15 protein-coding genes are annotated in these 17061 nt (G+C 67.4%); 6 read left to right on the top strand and 9 right to left on the bottom strand.

The window, feature by feature from the left end; genetic code table 11:
• Positions 1-15: 15 nt before the first annotated feature.
• Complete coding sequence (locus tag QNO10_RS00310) at positions 16-822, bottom strand: glycerophosphodiester phosphodiesterase family protein (RefSeq protein ID WP_229945756.1); 807 nt, start codon at positions 820-822, stop codon at positions 16-18.
• Positions 823-953: 131 nt separating this feature from the next.
• Between QNO10_RS00310 and QNO10_RS00305 the strand changes: the two genes are divergently transcribed.
• Genes QNO10_RS00305 through QNO10_RS00295 form a run of 3 tightly spaced genes read left to right on the top strand, consistent with a single transcriptional unit; the run spans position 954 to position 5606 of the window.
• Positions 954-3488, top strand: a complete 2535-nt coding sequence (locus QNO10_RS00305) for a bifunctional lysylphosphatidylglycerol flippase/synthetase MprF (RefSeq protein WP_229945757.1) — start codon at positions 954-956, stop codon at positions 3486-3488.
• A 52-nt stretch (positions 3489-3540) separates the two neighbouring features.
• On the top strand, positions 3541-4830 hold the full coding sequence (locus QNO10_RS00300; protein ID WP_229946622.1) for an alpha/beta hydrolase: 1290 nt from the start codon (positions 3541-3543) through the stop codon (positions 4828-4830).
• Complete coding sequence (locus QNO10_RS00295; protein ID WP_229945759.1) at positions 4827-5606, top strand: phosphatase PAP2 family protein; 780 nt, start codon at positions 4827-4829, stop codon at positions 5604-5606. The genes QNO10_RS00300 and QNO10_RS00295 overlap by 4 nt, the downstream gene beginning before the upstream one ends.
• Here the strand turns inward: QNO10_RS00295 and QNO10_RS00290 are convergent.
• The 4 genes from QNO10_RS00290 to QNO10_RS00275 form a co-directional block, all read right to left on the bottom strand.
• Positions 5527-6378: an HAD family hydrolase gene (locus tag QNO10_RS00290; protein ID WP_229945761.1), complete on the bottom strand. Its 852-nt coding sequence runs from the start codon at positions 6376-6378 to the stop codon at positions 5527-5529. The two genes, QNO10_RS00295 and QNO10_RS00290, sit on opposite strands and share 80 nt — an antisense overlap.
• A 77-nt stretch (positions 6379-6455) precedes the next feature.
• A complete protein-coding gene (locus QNO10_RS00285; RefSeq protein ID WP_229945763.1) occupies positions 6456-6992 on the bottom strand; it encodes a YbhB/YbcL family Raf kinase inhibitor-like protein in 537 nt (178 codons plus the stop codon).
• A gap of 88 nt (positions 6993-7080) precedes the next feature.
• On the bottom strand, positions 7081-7989 hold the full coding sequence (locus tag QNO10_RS00280) for a carbohydrate kinase family protein (RefSeq protein ID WP_229945765.1): 909 nt from the start codon (positions 7987-7989) through the stop codon (positions 7081-7083).
• A 34-nt stretch (positions 7990-8023) separates the two neighbouring features.
• Positions 8024-8782 carry an alpha/beta hydrolase family protein gene (locus QNO10_RS00275; protein WP_229945766.1) on the bottom strand — a complete coding sequence of 253 codons (759 nt, stop codon included), beginning with the start codon at positions 8780-8782 and terminating at the stop codon, positions 8024-8026.
• Positions 8783-8888: 106 nt separating this feature from the next.
• Here QNO10_RS00275 and QNO10_RS00270 point away from each other — a divergent pair, with 106 nt between their 5' ends.
• On the top strand, positions 8889-10004 hold the full coding sequence (locus QNO10_RS00270) for a GTP pyrophosphokinase (protein ID WP_229945769.1): 1116 nt from the start codon (positions 8889-8891) through the stop codon (positions 10002-10004).
• Between the two features lie 72 nt (positions 10005-10076).
• Positions 10077-11132 (top strand): winged helix DNA-binding domain-containing protein, encoded by a 1056-nt coding sequence (locus tag QNO10_RS00265; protein WP_229945771.1) that lies wholly within the window; start codon positions 10077-10079, stop codon positions 11130-11132.
• A 15-nt stretch (positions 11133-11147) separates the two neighbouring features.
• Here QNO10_RS00265 and QNO10_RS00260 read toward each other — a convergent pair whose 3' ends face one another.
• Entirely contained in the window at positions 11148-12155 is a 1008-nt protein-coding gene (locus tag QNO10_RS00260) for a LacI family DNA-binding transcriptional regulator (RefSeq protein ID WP_229945773.1), read from the bottom strand.
• A 185-nt stretch (positions 12156-12340) separates the two neighbouring features.
• Between QNO10_RS00260 and QNO10_RS00255 the strand changes: the two genes are divergently transcribed.
• Positions 12341-13339 (top strand): SDR family NAD(P)-dependent oxidoreductase, encoded by a 999-nt coding sequence (locus tag QNO10_RS00255; RefSeq protein WP_229945776.1) that lies wholly within the window; start codon positions 12341-12343, stop codon positions 13337-13339.
• 100 nt (positions 13340-13439) lie between these two features.
• On the opposite strand, the gene QNO10_RS00250 is transcribed toward QNO10_RS00255, so the two are convergent.
• The 3 genes from QNO10_RS00250 to QNO10_RS00240 form a co-directional block, all read right to left on the bottom strand.
• Positions 13440-13898, bottom strand: coding sequence for a GNAT family N-acetyltransferase (locus QNO10_RS00250; RefSeq protein WP_229945778.1), 459 nt, complete (start codon positions 13896-13898; stop codon positions 13440-13442).
• A gap of 78 nt (positions 13899-13976) precedes the next feature.
• Positions 13977-14444 (bottom strand): SRPBCC family protein, encoded by a 468-nt coding sequence (locus tag QNO10_RS00245; RefSeq protein ID WP_229945779.1) that lies wholly within the window; start codon positions 14442-14444, stop codon positions 13977-13979.
• A 102-nt stretch (positions 14445-14546) separates the two neighbouring features.
• Entirely contained in the window at positions 14547-17027 is a 2481-nt protein-coding gene (locus tag QNO10_RS00240) for a phosphoketolase family protein (RefSeq protein ID WP_442860209.1), read from the bottom strand.
• Between the last annotated feature and the right edge of the window lie 34 nt (positions 17028-17061).

The following is a 17061-nucleotide window of genomic DNA, read 5'->3' as shown; positions in this document are numbered from 1 at the left end:
CGGACTAGGTAGTTGCTACCGCCACTGCCCGCGGTTCTTGAGGACGTCGATCAGGATGTCCGAACGGTCCGAGACGATCCCGTCCACGCCAAGGTCCAGCAGCATGTTCATGGTCGGGGCGTCGTTCACGGTCCAGACATGCACCTGGATTCCGGCGCGGTGGCAGCTGCGGATAAAGCCCGGTGTCACCACGCGGATGGGGCCGAAGCGGAGCGGAACCTGGACGCATTGGAACCGGCCCATCCGGGCCAGGAATCCGGCCACGCCAAGCGGTGCGAGCAGGCGCAGCGCGGCGGTAAGGGCACTGCCGGCGGAGCTTGCGGCGGTCCGGTTCAGGCGGCGCAGGGTGCGGAGCCGGCGGAGATCGGAAAAGGACGCCACGAGCACCCGGTCATGCGCGGAGTGTTTTTCGATCAGTGCGGCCAGCAGCGCTGATCCGGCCGCGTCCTTGACGTCAACGTTCAACCGCATCTGCGGCCATTCGGTCAGGAGTTCCTCAAAGGTCGGGATCCGTTCCGCCCCGCCGACCAGTACGCCGTTGAGTTCTTCCCGGCTCAGCTGGCTGATCCTGCCCACTGTGGAGCCGGAAATCCGGTCAATGGTTTCGTCGTGGAAAGCCATGAGGACGCCGTCACGGCTGGTGCGCACATCCGTTTCCAGATAGCTGATCCCCAGCTCCGCAGCGGCACGGAACGCCGCGAGCGTGTTCTCGAAACCGTCCGGGGAAAAGCCGCGGTGGGCCAGCGCGATGGGTGCCGGCGAGGGTTCCGGATTCGCTGTCGCCTGGTCCCGGGGAGCACGGAAGTATGAATAGGTTGCCAACACCTTCGTACCTTACCAAGGCCCGGACTGCCCGGGGGACGCTTCCTGTCCGGGCACACCGGCCTAGACTTGCAGGACCGCAAACCGGCAGCAGCCCCACCATCCGGACCAGCCCGGGGAGGCCCAGTACCGTGCCTGTCAGACCTCCCTCCCAGCCGCGCTTGGGAACATTGATCCGCTGGCCGCTGCAGCGGCTGCGGGGAAGCGCCCGCCGGTCGCCCGCCACGCTGGTCTTCATTGCCTGCTTCTGGATTCTGGGGGCACTCACTTCCTCGCTCGGCAGCGGGCCGGAGGGAACTCTGCTGGACTGGACCACCGTTTCGGCGCAGACCCTGCCCGGGAATCCGGCGGCCCTGGTCCTGTGCTGCCTTTGGGCCGGCGGGCCGGCCGGATATATCGGCGGCACGCTCCTGGCAGTACTCGCAGGATTTCCCGCGGAACGGCTGCTGGGCACCGGCCGGTTCCTGCTCGCCGGGCTGGGCGGACAAATCGCCGGACTGTTGCTGACCATCGGGTTCACCTATCTGACCAATGCATCCATTGGGACCTGGTCCCGTGCCCTCGTCTCCGAATCCTTCAGCGGACCGGTGGCCTTCCTCGCGGCGGTGGTTGCGGCGGCAAGCGCCTGGCTGGGAACCCTGTGGCGCCGCCGCCTGCGGGTTTCGCTGTTCACGCTGCTCATTCTGCTGGCTCTCTACAGTGGAAGCTTCACGGACCTGACCGTCCTCGGGGCGGCAGTGGCAGGGGCCTTCGCCGGACCCTGGCTGGCGGGACGCCGGCCGGCCGTTCCACACCGGCTGGTCACCAGCCGCCGGGAGGCGCGGGTGCTGGTGGCACTGACCGTGCTGGCCGCCGCCGTCGGACCCGTCATCAGTGCCCTGAGCAGCGAACCTGTGGGACCGCTGTCGATACTGCGGTACCTGTTTACTGACGTGGAAGTGCGGACTCCGGCCGAATTCGAGCAGCTCTGCGGCGGTTCCGAGGATTCCGCCCGGTGTGTCGCGGCCGGCATCCAGCTGCGCGCCGGGCCTGCCGCGTTCTTCCTTGCCACCCTGCCCCTTATCCTGCTGGCAGTCTTCTCCGACGGACTGCGGCGCGGGCGGCGGTTCGCCTGGTGGGCAGCCCTGTTGCTGCAGGGTGCCATGACCGTGTTGGCCGGAATCCGGATCGTCCGGCTGCTGGCCGGTGAGGGAACCGCCGTCTTGGCCGCCGGCACCGGCAGTTCCATCGCCCTGGTGCTGCCCATGGTCGTGCCCCTGTCCGTGTTGGTACTGCTCGCCTTCACCCGCAGACTCTTTCCTGTCCGTGCTCCCTCCGGCACCTACCGCCGGCTCGCGGGTGCAGCCGCAGTGGCCGCCCTCCTGCTCGCGGCGCTGTACCTCGGCGGGGGCCTGCTGGGCCAAATCGGTTTTTCCCCTGCCGCGACGCCGGGCCTGCTGGCTGCGGACCTGCCCGGGCGTTTTCTTCCGGTCCTGGAGGTGAGCACCCGGAGTCCGGGGCTGGTGCCGGAAAGCTTTCCTGCCGTCCTGCTGTACGAAGGCGTGGGAGTGCTTTTCTGGACCTTTACCTGCGTCCTGCTGCTGCGTTCCTTCCTGGTTCCGCCGTACAGTCCCGCCACCGCGGACAGGGACCGTGCCCGGGCCTTGCTCACCTCCACCGGTGGCAGCACCATGGCGTGGATGACCCTGTGGCCGGGCAACAGCTACTGGTTTGCCCCCGGCGGAGGTTCCTACGTTGCCTACCGGATGGATCTCGGCGCTGCCCTGACCGTGGGAGAGCCGGTGGGACCTCGGGAGGAGCTGCGCAGCACCGTGGAGGCCTTCGCCGCGTTCTGCTCGGCAAACGGCACCACCGCCTGCTTTTACTCCGTGGGAGCACAGGTTCGGGACTATAGCTGCGCGCTGGATTTTTCCTCGCTGCAGGTCGCCGAGGAAACCGTGCTGCCGCTGGGCTCCCTGGCCTTCAAGGGCAAGAAGTTCCAGGACCTCCGCACCGCCATGAATCAGGCCCGCAAGCAGGGGATCCGCGCGCGGTGGATCAGCTATCCCACCGCACCACTGGCCGTGAAGGACCAGCTCTACGCCATTTCGGAGGAGTGGGTGGCGGATAAGAACATGCCGGAAATGGGCTTCACCCTGGGCGGCCTGGAGGAAGTCGATGATCCGGAGGTGCGCTGCCTGCTGGCCATCGATGAAGACGGCACGGTTCATGCAGTGACATCCTGGCTGCCTGTCTACCGGGATGGAGCGGTGGCGGGCTGGACCCTGGATTTCATGCGCCGGCGGGGCAGCGGCTTCCGGCTGGGGATGGATTTCCTTATCGCGTCGGCGGCGCTTTCCCTGCAGGAGGAGGGATACAGCTTCCTCAGCCTGTCCGGTGCGCCGCTGGCGAGGGCTAAGGACCAGGACGACGACGCCGGGGAGGCACCGGTCATGGACCGGCTGCTGGACCGTCTCGGGGAAACCCTGGAGCCGGTCTATGGGTTCCGGTCCCTGCTGGCCTTCAAAGCCAAGTTCAACCCGGACTACGTGCCGTTGTTTATGACCTATCCGGACCCCGCCGCCCTCCCCGCCATCGCCAACGTGCTGGCCCGGGCCTATGTCCCCGGTCTGTCCCTGGCACAAGGGCTGACCCTCGCCCGCCGGATTGTGGACCGCACCGGATGACTGAGCCGGGCAACCCGCCGCCCGGCGCGGCCGACGGGTGGCGGCAGCCGTGATGTCGCTGTCCCTGATCGACGGGATGCTCCCGGCCGTACTCCTGGCCCTGGGGGTGGCGGCGCTTCTGTGGCTGGCGCTGGCTGGAAGGAAGCTGGGTCTGCACACGGTCCTGGTCTGTTCCGTGGTCGCGGCGGGATGCACGGCACTGCTGTACGTGCTCGCCGAAGTTATATTCCACTGGTGGAATGCTTCCCTGCCGCGGACACTTTACCTCTACAGTGCGCTGGCCATCCTGGGCTTCCAGCTGGCCTTCCGGCTGGTGGCAGCTCCGGGAGCCCGGGCCATTCGGCGTGCCGCCGGCGTCCTGGCAGCTCTGGCCCTGCTCGCCGCACTGGCCTGCACTGTCAACCTGGCGTACGCGCAGTACCCCACGGTGCGGTCCCTCCTGGCTCCGCCGACAGCCACTGATGATCCGTTTCCCCGCCCGGCCGCCACGGGTCCGGCCGCCTCCGAGCAGAGCTGGACCCCGCCGCCGGACCTGCCGGGAGAAGGCAGGGTGTACCGCACCGAGATTCCGGCAACGGCTTCCGGATATGCCTCCAACCCAGCGCTGGTCTATTTGCCGCCGGCCTATCTGGCCGCACCAGGCGCCGTTACACTGCCTGTGCTGGTCCTGGTCCACGGCCAGCCGGGATCCCCGAACGATTGGCTGGTCAGTGGCCGGATAGCGGAAATGATGGATGACTTTGCCGCCCGGAACTCCGGCCTGGCGCCGGTTGTTGTGATGCCCGATCTCAGCAACGCAGCCAATCCGGACTGGCCGTTATGCATGGACACGTCCGTCAGCGACTCGGCGGCCTATCTGGCCCGGGATCTTCCGGCCTGGGTGCAGGAGCAACTCGGTGCCGGAACCGCGGCACCGGATCAATGGGCCATCGCCGGCTATTCCTTCGGAGGCACCTGTGCCGTGCAGCTGGCCGCGAACCATCCGGAGACCTACCCAACGTTCCTGGACATTGCCGGCGAAAACGAACCTACTGACGTGGACGGGCATCAGGCGCTGCTGGACACCTACTTCGGCGGTGACGAGCATGCGTTTGCAGAACAGAACGCCGTGGACCGGTTCGGCCGGATGTCATTTCCCGACCTTGCCGGGATCGTCGTCGTTGGCCGGGAGGACAAGGTCTACGCACCGGAAGGCCGGCAGGTGTACGAAGCGGCCCGGGCGGCAGGCGTGGATGTCCAGCTGCAGGAACTGCCGGGCGGCCACTCCTGGCAGGTGTGGCGGGCCGGGCTGGAGAACAACCTGGACTGGCTGTGCACCCGGCTTGGCATACTTGATCCATGAGCCTCGACCCCGTGCAGCGTCCCATCCCCGGCGATAATCCGCTGCGGCGCCTGCTGCGCACGGTCACCCGCGCGACTTCCCCGCATGTGACGCTGCTGCTCATTCTCGCCGTCGGCCTGCTTCCGGCGCTGGCCCTGACCCTGGTGTCTGCCGAAGTCTACGATTCAGTGACAGACGAGGACGGCATTGCCGGGCTGGACCGGCCGGCACTTGAGCTGGTCCTGGAACTGCGCAATCCGGGGCTGGATTCGGCCGTCACCGGTTTCACGAATCTGGCCGGCACCCTCGGCATGCCGATCATTGCCGGGGTCATAGTGCTCGTGATGTGCCTGCGCTGGCGTTCCTGGACGCCGCTGATCCTCACTGCAGCTGCGGCTGCCGGCTCCCTGTCGATGACGGTTTCCGGCAAGGCCCTGATCGGGCGAACACGGCCGGACCTGGCCGATGCCGTTCCGCCTTACGAGTCCTCCGCCTCATTCCCGAGCGGGCACACCCTGAACTCGATTGTTATCGCGGGAATCCTCGCCTACCTGGTGGTCCTGCACGTGCATAAGCGCTGGGCAAAGGCAGCGGCTGTCCTGATGGCAGCAGCCTTTACCTTTGCCGTGGGCCTGAGCCGGGTCTATCTGGGCCACCACTGGCTGACGGATGTGCTGGTGGCCTGGACGCTCGGCGCGGCCTGGCTGGCCGTGGTGATTACCGCACACCAGCTTCTGAGGAGGCTTCCCGAACATCGAGCAGCTGCTCCAGGATCACCGCGACGCCGTCTTCCATAAAACCCGGCGCGGTGTAACCAGCGGCCCTGCGTGCGGCAGGGTGCCCCGAAGCCATGGCGTAACCACGTCCGGCCCAGTCCAGCATCTCGATGTCGTTGGGCATGTCGCCGAAGGCAACCGTGTCCGCCGCGTTGATCCCCTTCCGGGCGGCGTAGCCGGCCAGGGTCACGGCTTTGTTGAGTCCGGGCCGGGACATCTCCAGCAGCGGCATCCGCGGTGCGGAGTGTGTGGTCTCCACCAGGTCCGCGACGACAGGTGCCACCCGGCGGAGGAACTCATCCGGAGAGATGTCCTGCGCCCGGGCGAGGAACTTGGCAACGCCCGGCTGGCCTTCGAGGGATTCCTCCAGCGGGCCGGGCACTATCCCGCCCAGGAGCGAAGCGGAACCAGCCTCCGCGAAACCTTCCTCCAGGTGGATGCCCTCCACCGTCTCCGCCGCAAAATGCGCCCGTGGGAACAGGTCCCGGATGATCCGGGCGGCTGCAAACATCTGGTCAAGCGGCAGCAGGCTGGTGGACAGGACCTGATCCGCCGCCAGGTCGTAGGTGATGGCGCCGTTGGAGCAGATGACCGTGCCCTCGTGGCCAATCCGGTCGCGCAGCGGGTCCAGCCAGCGGGGCGGGCGTCCGGTGACGAAAACGACGTCGATTCCCGCCTCGATGCAGGCCCGGAAAGCCTTCACGGTGCGGTCGCTGATGCTGTTGTCCGCACCAACGATGGTGCCGTCCATGTCACTTGCTACCAGCCGTACCGGCCCCCGCTGTTCCTGCATGCCATCCAGCTTACTTGCGGCGGCGGCGGGAGCGTCCAACTGTGCCGGGCCACCCGCTCCCGCCGGCTGCAGGAACGCTACTCGGCGGGGATTTCGGCGGTGCAGACCATCCTGGCACGCGCCAGGGTGTGGGTGAAGAGCGCGAAGCCCAGGGCTGCCGGGCTGGCATCCGCCGGGACATCCAGTTCCTCCGTATCCACCGCATGGAGCACCACGAAGTAGCGGTGCCGGCCGTGTCCTGCCGGCGGAGCAGCGCCCACAAAACCCGCAAAACCGGCGTCGTTGGCCAGCTGGACGGTCCCGGCCGGCATCCCTCCGGTGTTGGCCGCATCGGAGGGCAGGCCGGTGACCGAGGCCGGAATGTTGAAGGCAGCCCAGTGCCAGTAGCCGCTGGCGGTCGGCGCGTCGGGGTCATACATCGTGACGGCAAAGCTGCGGGTCTGCTCCGGGAACCCGGACCAGGTCAGCTCGGGGGAGGCATCCTTGCCGTCAGGCACACCCATTTTGGCGCTGTACTGGGCCGGTGCGAAGGTACCTCCGTCGCTGAATTCCTCGCTGTCGACGGTGAATGCGGGCACCTGCGGGAGTGCCTCGTACGGGTCACGGCTTTCCACTGTTTTCCTTTCGGGATGGTTACTGAGCAGGGGGCCGCCGCTGCGGAGAGCGGCGGAACTTGGGAAGGGCGGAGCCGGGACGGCCGGCTCAGGGAACTTCACTGCGGTAGGGAGGGTTGGCCCCCGCGCGTGAGACGGTGACAGCTGCGGCCCGGGCGGCGAAGGAGAGCAGGTCATGGACGTCGCCGGAGCTGATCCGTGCAAGGTCGCTGCGCCGGGCACCGCCGTCGAGCTCCCGGTCCATCAGGCCCACCAGCAGCGCGGACATAAAGGAATCCCCCGCGCCCACGGTGTCCACCACACTGACCGTGGGTGCCGCTACCTCGTATTCACCGGCCGCGGCCACCGCCCACGGTCCCTTCGACCCCCGGGTAACCACTACCAGGGAGGGTCCTGCCGCCAGCCACTGCCGGGCCGATTCCTCGGCGGACTGGTCCGGATAGAGCCAGCGCAGGTCTTCATCGGAGGCCTTGACGACGTCGGCCAGGGCGACGAATTTCTCCGCCTGTTCCCGGGCGTAGGAGGCATCGGTGATGATGGTCGGCCGGCAGTTCGGATCGTACGTGATGGTGCAGCCGGGCCGGGCCTCTTCCACGGCTCGCAGCACGTGGCTCGAGCCGGGCGAGAGCATGGCCGCAATGGACCCGGTGTGCAGCATGGTGGTGCCGTCCAGCAGGGAGGGCAGATCCAGGCCGGGCAGCGTCCAGTCAAGGTCAAAGGTGTAGCGGGCGCCGCCTGCCGGATCCAGCACGGCCGTGGCCACGCTGGTGGGAAGCTCATCGGCCTCGAAGGCGGTCAGGACGGAATTTGCGCGGAGATGCTCGGCGATCATCGCCCCGTAGGTATCCGATCCGAAGCGGCCCACAAACTGCACCGGCCTGCCCAGCCTGGCCACGCCCACAGCGACATTCAGCGGGCTGCCGCCGGGGTGAAAACGCCGCGGAGCGGTATCGCTGACTACTTCATCAACAAGGGCTTCCCCAATAACTGTAAGCACACTGCCAACCTAACAGAGCCGTCTTTCGGTTTCCTTAAAGGACAGGGATTCCGGCGGCCTCACAGACCACCTGGACGACGGCGTCCCACGCCTTGGTGCCGGGGGTGATCATGGCGAAGTGGTCGCCGGGGATCATCCGCAGCTGTGCAGGTGATCCGCTGGCCCGGGCGGCATCCACCCAGCTGCTGGAGGAGCTCAGCGGCACTGTGGTGTCCTCTTCACCGTGCAGCGCCCAGACCGGAACCGGCAGCGGCAGGGAGTGCATCGGGTCGGCATCCCGGTAGCGCTGTGGATTCGATTCCGGCGGACAGCCCAGGAAATTCCGTACCGCGCCGTCACTGAGTCCCAGTTCGTGGGCCTCGCCCAGGTTCAGGACCCCGGAGGAGCTCACGACGCCGGCCAGTGTGACGGGCGATCCGGTCCGCCCCGCAGCGAGCACGGCCAGGTGACCCCCGGCGGAGTGGCCCAGCAGGACGACCGGGGAGAGATCGACGTCGTACTCCCGTGCAGCCGGCGCGAGGGCGTCGATTCCGGCGCAGACGTCCTCGAAGGTCCGGGGCCAGCCGCCGCCGTTCCCGGCCCGGCGGTATTCCAGGTTCCAGGCAGCAAACCCGCGGGCCGCCAGGTCCACGGCCAGCGGCCGGCCAAGCTCCGCATCGTAGGCCGAACGCCAATAACCGCCGTGAATGATGACCACCAGTGCAAGTGGCGCGGCACCGCCCTCCGGAAGGGTGAGTTCGGCGTACTGGTCCGGGTGCGGACCATAGGGAATGCGCACTGCGGATGCCGCCATGGCCATTCATCTCCTCGCTGGGGCTTAATCTGGGAAGGAGCCTATCGGCACCTTGGGGAATTGCCCTGCCATAAGCTGTCGGCAGGCAGGGGAAAGGAAACAGCTTTTGAGCGCGTGGGACACACTGGATGAGCGGCTGCGGCCCGTGGTCCAGGCCAGCACCGATGAATACGCCCGGGTCCGTCCGGGGTTGGAGGCGGTCACCGCAGAGATGGAAGCCAATCTCCGCGCTGTCTTTGACGACAGTCCGGTGAAACCGCTGTTTGTCGCCTCACGCACCAAGACCGTGGAGTCCTTCCGGGATAAGGCCTCCCGGATGCTGCCGCCGGAACACCCCGGGGAGCTGCCCTCCCTGCTGTTCCCGGATCCGCTGCGCAACCTGACCGATCTGGTGGGCCTGCGCATCATCATGACGCTGCCGCACGAAGTGGATGAAGCCGCCAACCTGATCAAGCGCCAGCGCGCGGAGTTTGACTGCCGCGGCGACCGCGAGAAGGACATTGGCTCCATTGAGTCCGGCACCTACGGCTATTCCAGCCGGCACCTGATCCTGCGGACCATCCAGAATGACACCGTGCGGGAATTCCACAAACTACTGGACCCGGACCGGCCCAACGGCAGCTACCTGTTCGAAGTGCAGATCCGTACCGTGCTGGCCCACGCCTGGTCCGAGATCGAGCACGATATCCGCTTCAAGGCCGGCGATCCCCGCGCCTGGAGCCCGTACTTTGACCGCCAGTTCACCGCCACCGCCGCCATGCTGGAGACGGTCGAAACGGCCTTCGCCGAGCTGCACGAACGCTACGAGACCGTCACCGGATTCTGGGACGAGGAAGGCCAGGGCAGCGCCCCGTTGACCCCCAACCGGATCCGGGACATTTGGATGACCCTGCTGCCGCACGTGAACCGCAAGTCCGGCGATGACTGGGGCTGGGCCGCGGAAATGCTCTCTGCGCACGGCATGAAGACCACCATGGACCTGGCCGGGCTGCTGCAGGCCGACGCCATCACCAAGGTCCGCGCGGCCCTGGACCACCGGTACTCCCCCGGGCCGGACCGTCTGCTCGATGACCTGCTGCTCTGGCGTTTCGGCAAGAAGCACATCGATCTGACGGCCGAGCCGGAGGACGCGCCGGCCAAACCCCGCCGGGAGTCACTGGGCCGCCGCTACCGGCTGATGCAGCTTTACCGGGCGCGGGAAGCGGAACTGGGAAACTCCTAGCGCTCCAGCCGCTGCCGGATGACTGGACGGGAAGCCTTGCCCGGCACCGCCCCGCGCGCATAGCTTTGCCCCGTGACACTTTCAGCCCAGTCCGCACGGCGGATGCGCGGACAATCGCAGCTGCTGGGCGGTTCGTACCTTGCTCCAGCGGACGTCGTGCGCCGTGCTGTCGCACTGCAGGGCCAGGACCTGCCCGCCGTGCTCCGGGCCATTGCCATCCGCTCGCGCCCCGGCACCACGGTCCAGGACGTCCGGGACGCGTTCGACCGCGGTGAGCTGGTGCGCAGCTGGCCGATGCGCGGCACCCTCTTTGCCACCACCCCGGAACACCTGGCGACGCTGTTGTCCTTCACCGCGGAGCGGACCCGCAACATGGCTGCCCGGCGCCGGGCCGAGCTCGGCCTCGACGAGGTGGTGCTTTCAAAGGGCCGGGAAATCCTCCTGGAGGCCCTGGGGAAGCGTCCCCTGCGGCGGGCTGAGGTGCTGGAACTGTGGTCAGAAGCGGGCATCGAGACGGCTGACGGCCGGGGATACCACCTGCTGATGCACTTGTCGGTGGAAGGCCTGGCACACTGGGGGCGGTTTTCCGAGACCGGCACCGAACAACTCCTCACCCTCACGGCAGCCGGCGCGCCGGGCGATTCCGGCGCCCCTGCCGGCGCCGAACTCTCAGCTGTGTTGCGCGGCTTTGTGCTGGCGCGCGGTCCGGTGACCGAGGCGGATGTGGCGTGGTGGACCAAGCTGCCCAAAACCGTGGTGCGTAAGGCTGCAGCCGGGGTCGAGGACCTGGTCCAGGTGGAAGTCGACGGCACGCCGGCGTGGATCATCGGCGATCCGGAGATCCCGGGTCCGTCCGGTGTAACCCTGGTGCCGGCATTCGACGAATGGATCCTTGGTTATGCGGACCGTTCATTGGTCGCCGGCCCGGCCATGCTGGCGGCAATTGTCCCGGGTGGCAACGGAGTCTTCCGCCCGGCAATCCTGGACGACGGCGTGGTGGTGGGTACCTGGCGGCTCCCCCGCACCTCGCGGGCCACCCCGGAACCGGTCATCGATCTGGTGGAACGGATCTCCCCGGCCAAACAGAAGGCCGTGGCGCAGGCCGTCGCCGACTGGCCGCACGGCTGACGCGGGCCTTCCGGGTCAGGCCGAAGCCCGCCGCACCAGGCGGACGGGCGGCAGGGCCGGGTCCGGCTCCCCACTGGCCCCCGCCCCGTTCTCCGGCAGGTCCTGCGCCGCATCCACCGATGCCACCGCCATCCGCGCAAACCGCTGCCCCAGGGAGCGGGCATCCACCGACACGGTGGTCAGCGGCGGCACTGCCAGCGACGCCAGCGGAATGTCTTCGGCCCCAATCACCGCGAGGTCCCGTGGTGCCGTCCGGCCGTTTGCCGCCAGGCCGGCCAGCAGCGCGAAGGCGTGTTCGTCGTCGAACGCGCAGGCCGCGGTCACCGGCTCCGGCCCATCGAGCCAACGGGCGACGACGTCGGCGGCCTCCCCTGCGTCCAGGCCCAGCCGAGCGACCACCGGGGGAGGAAGCCGAAGCCGCGCGCACGCGTCCGCGATGGCGGCCAGCCGGACGTCCACCCGCCAGGCGTAACCGGACTCCGGCGGCACCGCCACGCCGATCCGCTGATGGCCGGCGTCGGCCAGGTGCTGTACCTGCCGCGCACCGATGCCGAGGTCCGGCGCCAGGGGATCATCCTGGGCCTGGTGCAGGGACGCAACCCGGATACCGGCGTCCGCAAGGGCGGCCAGTTCCGGCTCCGGGAGCGGAGTGACGAGGATCAGAGCCGCCGGGGCCAGCGAATGCACCAGCGAAACGGCTCCGCCCTGCCGGGGCAGCCGGTGCGCCACCAGCCGCAGCCCCTGCCGTTCGACTTCCTCGGAAGCGGCGTCAATCAGAATCGCCAGCGCCCGACCCAGCGGTTCGGGCGGCAGCAGCATCAGGACCAGGTCGCTGCGGCCGCGGCGCAGGGTGCGGGCAGCGGTCGACGGCGCGTAGCCCAGGTCCCGCGCGGCGGCCAGCACCCGGTCCCGCGTGGCCGCCGAGATGCCCTGCCCGGTACGTCCATTCAGCACGTAGCTGACGGTGGCACGGGAGACCCCTGCCGCCTGCGCGACGTCGGTGGACGTGACCCTGCGGTTCATTGACGTCCCTCTTTCGCCTTTGCCGGTGGCAGCCCGTCCAAACACGACGGCGTCAGCCCTTATCCATTGGAGATTTCTCCGGTAGTCTGACGATACAGGCAACTTACACGTGTAACCATCGTGGCGAGCTGCCGGTACCGGCGGCCGCAGATTACGGCCGCTGCTCCGATCGAAAGGACCGGTTCGTGGCCAATTCGCCCATCACCGCCCAGAACACCGTCCAGCAGTGGCTCGACCACCCCGCCGGCGGCCCCGCCATCCGCGGTTTCCTCGCGCAGGCTGGAAGCGACGAGAACACGCTCGGCCCCGCCCTGACCATGAAGCTGCAGCAGCTCGTTGACCTCAGCCAGGGCAAGTTCCCGCAGGCTGCCGTGGATGAACTCGTGAAGCAGGCAAACGGCGGCGTGATGCCCGAGATCGCCGAAACCGTCCTCCCGACCGTTGAGGGCCGCTTCGCAGGCCGCACCGTGATCGTCACCGGCGCCGGTTCCGGCATCGGCCGCGCCACCGCCGGCCGCATTGCCCGCGAAGGCGGCCGCGTGATTGCCGTCGACATCGCCGAGGGCCGCATCAAGGAACTCGCCGAAGAACTGGGCGAGGCCATTGTTCCGGTTGCAGGCGACCTGACCGACGCCGCTGCCATCGACCGCATCATGGCCGCTTCCGGCTCCAAGATTGACGGCCTGGCCAACGTGGCCGGCATCAATGACGACTTCTCCCCGCTGCATGAGGTCTCCGATGCCATGTGGCAGAAGATCTTCGCCGTCAACGTGGAGGGCGTGATGCGCCTGACCCGCGCGGTGCTGCCGACCATGCTCGAAGCACGTAAGGGTTCGATCGTGAACATCACCTCCGAAGCCGGCCTGCGTGGCTCCGCTTCGGGCGTGGCTTACACCGCCTCCAAGCACGCTGTCGTAGGCATCACCCGCAGCACCGCGTTCATGTATGCCAAGGAAGGCATACGTGTAAACGCCGTAGCTCCGGGCGGCGTCGCGACCGGTATTCCGATGGGCGGCAAGACCAGCGAGTACGGCGAGGCCCGCCTGTCCCCGGCCCGCGTGAACATTCCCGGCCTGGCCTCGGCGGAGGACCTCGCGGCCTCCATCACGTTCCTGCTCAGCGACGACGGCGTAAACATCAACGGCGCCATCCTGCCCTCCGACGGCGGCTGGTCCGCGGTCTAATCCCCGCTGATCCGCCCGGTTATCCAGGCGCACGACGGCGGCCGGTGCCTTCCCTACGGAAGGTGCCGGCCGCCGTCGTTGTTTTCCGGTCCTGCGATGGTCAGAACCGGTAGACGGCCAGTTCCTCGGCGGGCTCAAAACCATTCCGCACGTAGAAGTTCTTCGACGCCGGCGAGGGCGAGGTGACCACCCGCACTGCCCCGATCCCCCGCGAATACTCAAGTGCCGCCGTCAGCAGCGCGCTCCCCACACCCGTATTGCGGTGCGGGGGCAGCACGTAGGCGTTGGCCACATAGGTCCAAAGTGATGCCGGTTTGCCCGGCTTCGGCATGCGCTCGAAGATCGACAGGTTCAGCATGCCGATCAGGGGCCCGCCTGCCTCCGCTTCGGCGACGAAGAACGTGCGCGGGTTGGCTGCCAACCAGAGGCTGAACTCCTTGACGAAGCCCGCATCAACCGGGCTGTCCCCGCCCGCCTCGGCCGCCCACACCGCCCGCAGGCGCGCCAAGGCAGGGACATCCAGCGGAGTGGCTTCACGGATCAGTGTTCCTTCACGCATTGCGCCACCCTACAACGACGGCGGCCGGCGCCTCCCCGAAGGAAGGCACCGGCCGCCGTCGTACGTTCTAAAAAGCCCTTAAACGCCCGAAACCGCTGCGGCGAGCTTGTTCAGCGAATCCTCGAGGTCATCCTTGGACACCATCGGGAAGGAAACCTTCTTCAGGGTTTCCTTATCGGTGACGTGGGACCAGTCGTAGGTCAGGGTGACCTCGGTGGAGTCGGCGCCCTCGGCCTGCAGTTCCCAGACCCACTGCCAGCCCTTGGGCTCGGTGCCGGCCGGGGCGGTCTGCCAGGCCAGCAGCTTGTTGTGGTCGTACCCCGTGACGTGGTTTTCCGTCTGGTAGTCGCCCATTTTTTCGTTGTGCATGTTCATTTTGAAGACCTGGCCGGAAGCCGTAATGCGGTCGGTCTTCTCGTCCGAGACCACCATGCCGGAGCCGTCCAGCTCGTGGTGGCGCTCGGGGTTGGACAACAGGTTGAAGATGTCGGCTGCCGAGGCGTCGATGACCCGGGAAACTACAAGGCTCGTCTGATCAGTGGTCAATGAACTCTCCTTCGATGGATGGATCGTACTTTTTCCACGGCGCCCATTCCCCCACGGGTGGCGCCGAAGCGTATGCGTACCGCGCCTGGCTGGCCGCAAAACCTAGCCGGGCGTGTCCTGCTCTGCTTCCTGCAGGTTCCAGCCGGTGATGTACGGCGGATCCTGCCCTTCGTCGCGGGTGTACTGCCGGGCACGTGCCCGTTCGTCCTGCAGATGCTGCCGGAAGGACGCCTGCGTCGATCCCAACGACGCTACCCGGTCCAGCACATCGATGGCCAATTGGAACCGGTCGATCTGGTTCAGCATGGCCATGTCGAACGGCGTCGTGGTGGTGCCTTCCTCCTTGTAGCCGCGCACGTGCAGGTTGTCGTGGTTGGTGCGCCGGTAGGTCAGGCGGTGGATCAGCCAGGGATAGCCGTGATACGCGAAAATCACCGGGCGGTCCTGCGTAAACAGGGTGTCGAAATCCCGGTCGGACAGCCCGTTCGGGTGCTCGCGCGGATCCTGCAGCCCCATCAGGTCCACCACGTTGACCACCCGGATTCTCAGGTCCGGGAGCTGTTCCTTCAGCAGCGCCGCGGCGGCGACGGTTTCCAGGGTGGGCACGTCGCCGGCGCAGGCCATCACGACGTCGGGATCGGGCCGGGTGCCCGGACCGGATCCTTCACTGCCGGCGAAGTCCCAGATGCCGATGCCGCGCTCCACATGCAGCAGCGCCTGCTCCGGATCCAGCCAGACCGGGGCCGGCTGCTTGCCGGAAACCACTACGTTGACCCGGTCCCGGCTGTCCAGGATGTTCCCGGCCACGGCCAGCAGGGTGTTGGCGTCCGGCGGCAGGTAGACCCGGATGACGTCGGCCTTTTTATTCACCACATGGTCAATAAAACCGGGGTCCTGATGCGAGAACCCGTTGTGGTCCTGCTGCCAGACGTGGCTGGAAAGCAGGTAGTTCAGCGAAGCGACCGGCTGGCGCCAGCTCAGCCCGCGGCTGACCTTCAGCCACTTGGCGTGCTGGTTGAACATGGAGTCCACAATGTGCACGAAGGCTTCGTAGCAGTTGAACACGCCGTGCCGGCCGGTCAGCAGGTAGCCCTCCAGCCAGCCCTCGCAGAGGTGTTCGCTGAGCACCTCGGCCACCCGGCCGCTGCGGGCCAGGTGCTCGTCCAGTTCATCGATGCGCTGCTGCCAGGCCTTGTCGGTGACGTCGTACACGGCCTGCAGCCGGTTGGAAGCGGTCTCATCCGGGCCGAAGATCCGGAAGTTGGACGGGTTTTTCCGGATCACTTCGCGCAGGTAACCGCCCAGGTTGAACATCGGGCTGACCCGTTCCGAGCCGGGATGATCGATTTTCACCGCATGGTCTGCGTACTCCGGCAGGTGCAGGTCCTGCAGCAGGCGCCCACCGTTGGCATACGGCGTCGCACTCATCCGCAGGTCTCCCTCCGGGGCCAGCGCGGCGATTCCTTCCACGAGCCGGCCCTCGGCGTCGAACAGTTCCCCGGGACGGTAGGACTGCAGCCACTCCTGCAGCTGGGCCAGATGGCCGGGGTTGTCGTGGATTTCGGACAGCGGTACCTGATGCGCCCGCCAGGTGCCCTCGACCTGCAGTCCGTCGACGACGGCGGGACCGGTCCACCCCTTGGGTGACCGGAACACAATCATCGGCCAGCGCGGCGCGTGCTGCTCCATTGCGCCGGCGCCGGGGACATCCGGCGGTACCGCCGTTTTTTCGCCGGTGCGGTACGGCTCCTGGATGGCGGTGATTTCCGCCAGGCAGGTCTCCAGTACGGCGGCAAAGTCCTCGTGGGCCTGCCGGACGGCATGGGGGTCCTCCACGGTCACTACATAGGGCCGGTAGCCGTAGCCTTCGAGCAGTTTCAGCAGCTGTTCTTCGGGCATCCGGGACAGGATGGTGGGGTTGGCGATCTTGTAGCCGTTCAGGTGCAGGATTGGCAGCACCGCCCCGTCCACCGCCGGGTCAAGGAAGCTGTTGGAATGCCAGCTGGCGGCCAGCGGACCCGTTTCGGCCTCGCCGTCGCCAATCACCGTGGCCGCCACCAGGTCCGGGTTATCGAAGACCGCACCGTACGCGTGGGCCAGGGAGTAGCCCAGTTCCCCGCCCTCGTGGATGGAGCCGGGCGTTTCCGGTGCCGCGTGGCTGGGAATGCCGCCGGGGTAGGAGAACTGCCGGAACAGGGTGCGCAGCCCCTCTTCATCCCGGCCCACATGGCTGTAGATCTCCGAGTAGGTACCCTCCAGCCAGGCATTCGCCACATTGGCGGGACCGCCGTGCCCGGGGCCGGTAATAAACAGGACGTTCCGTTTCTGCTCACGGATCAGCCGGTTCAGGTGGGCGTAAATGAAGTTCAGGCCGGGAGTGGTGCCCCAGTGGCCCAGCAGCCGCGCCTTGACGTCGGCTTTCTCCAGTGGCCGGCGCAGCAGCGGATTGTCCCGGAGGTAGATCTGCCCGGCGGAAAGGTAGTTCGCTGCCCGCCACCAGGCATCCACCCCGTCCAGGGCGCTGTCGGGGTGCGGCTCGGTACCGGGGATGCGGTTGTGCATGGTGGCGCTGGTGTCAGTCATCTCGGGATCCTTTCCAGCCGGTGTCGCTGTTGGT

The organism is Arthrobacter sp. zg-Y919 (genome assembly GCF_030142045.1).
Classification (GTDB): Bacteria; Actinomycetota; Actinomycetes; order Actinomycetales; family Micrococcaceae; genus Arthrobacter_B.
Note: the sequence above shows the minus strand (reverse complement) of the source record. Positions and strands in the feature narration are given on the sequence as shown.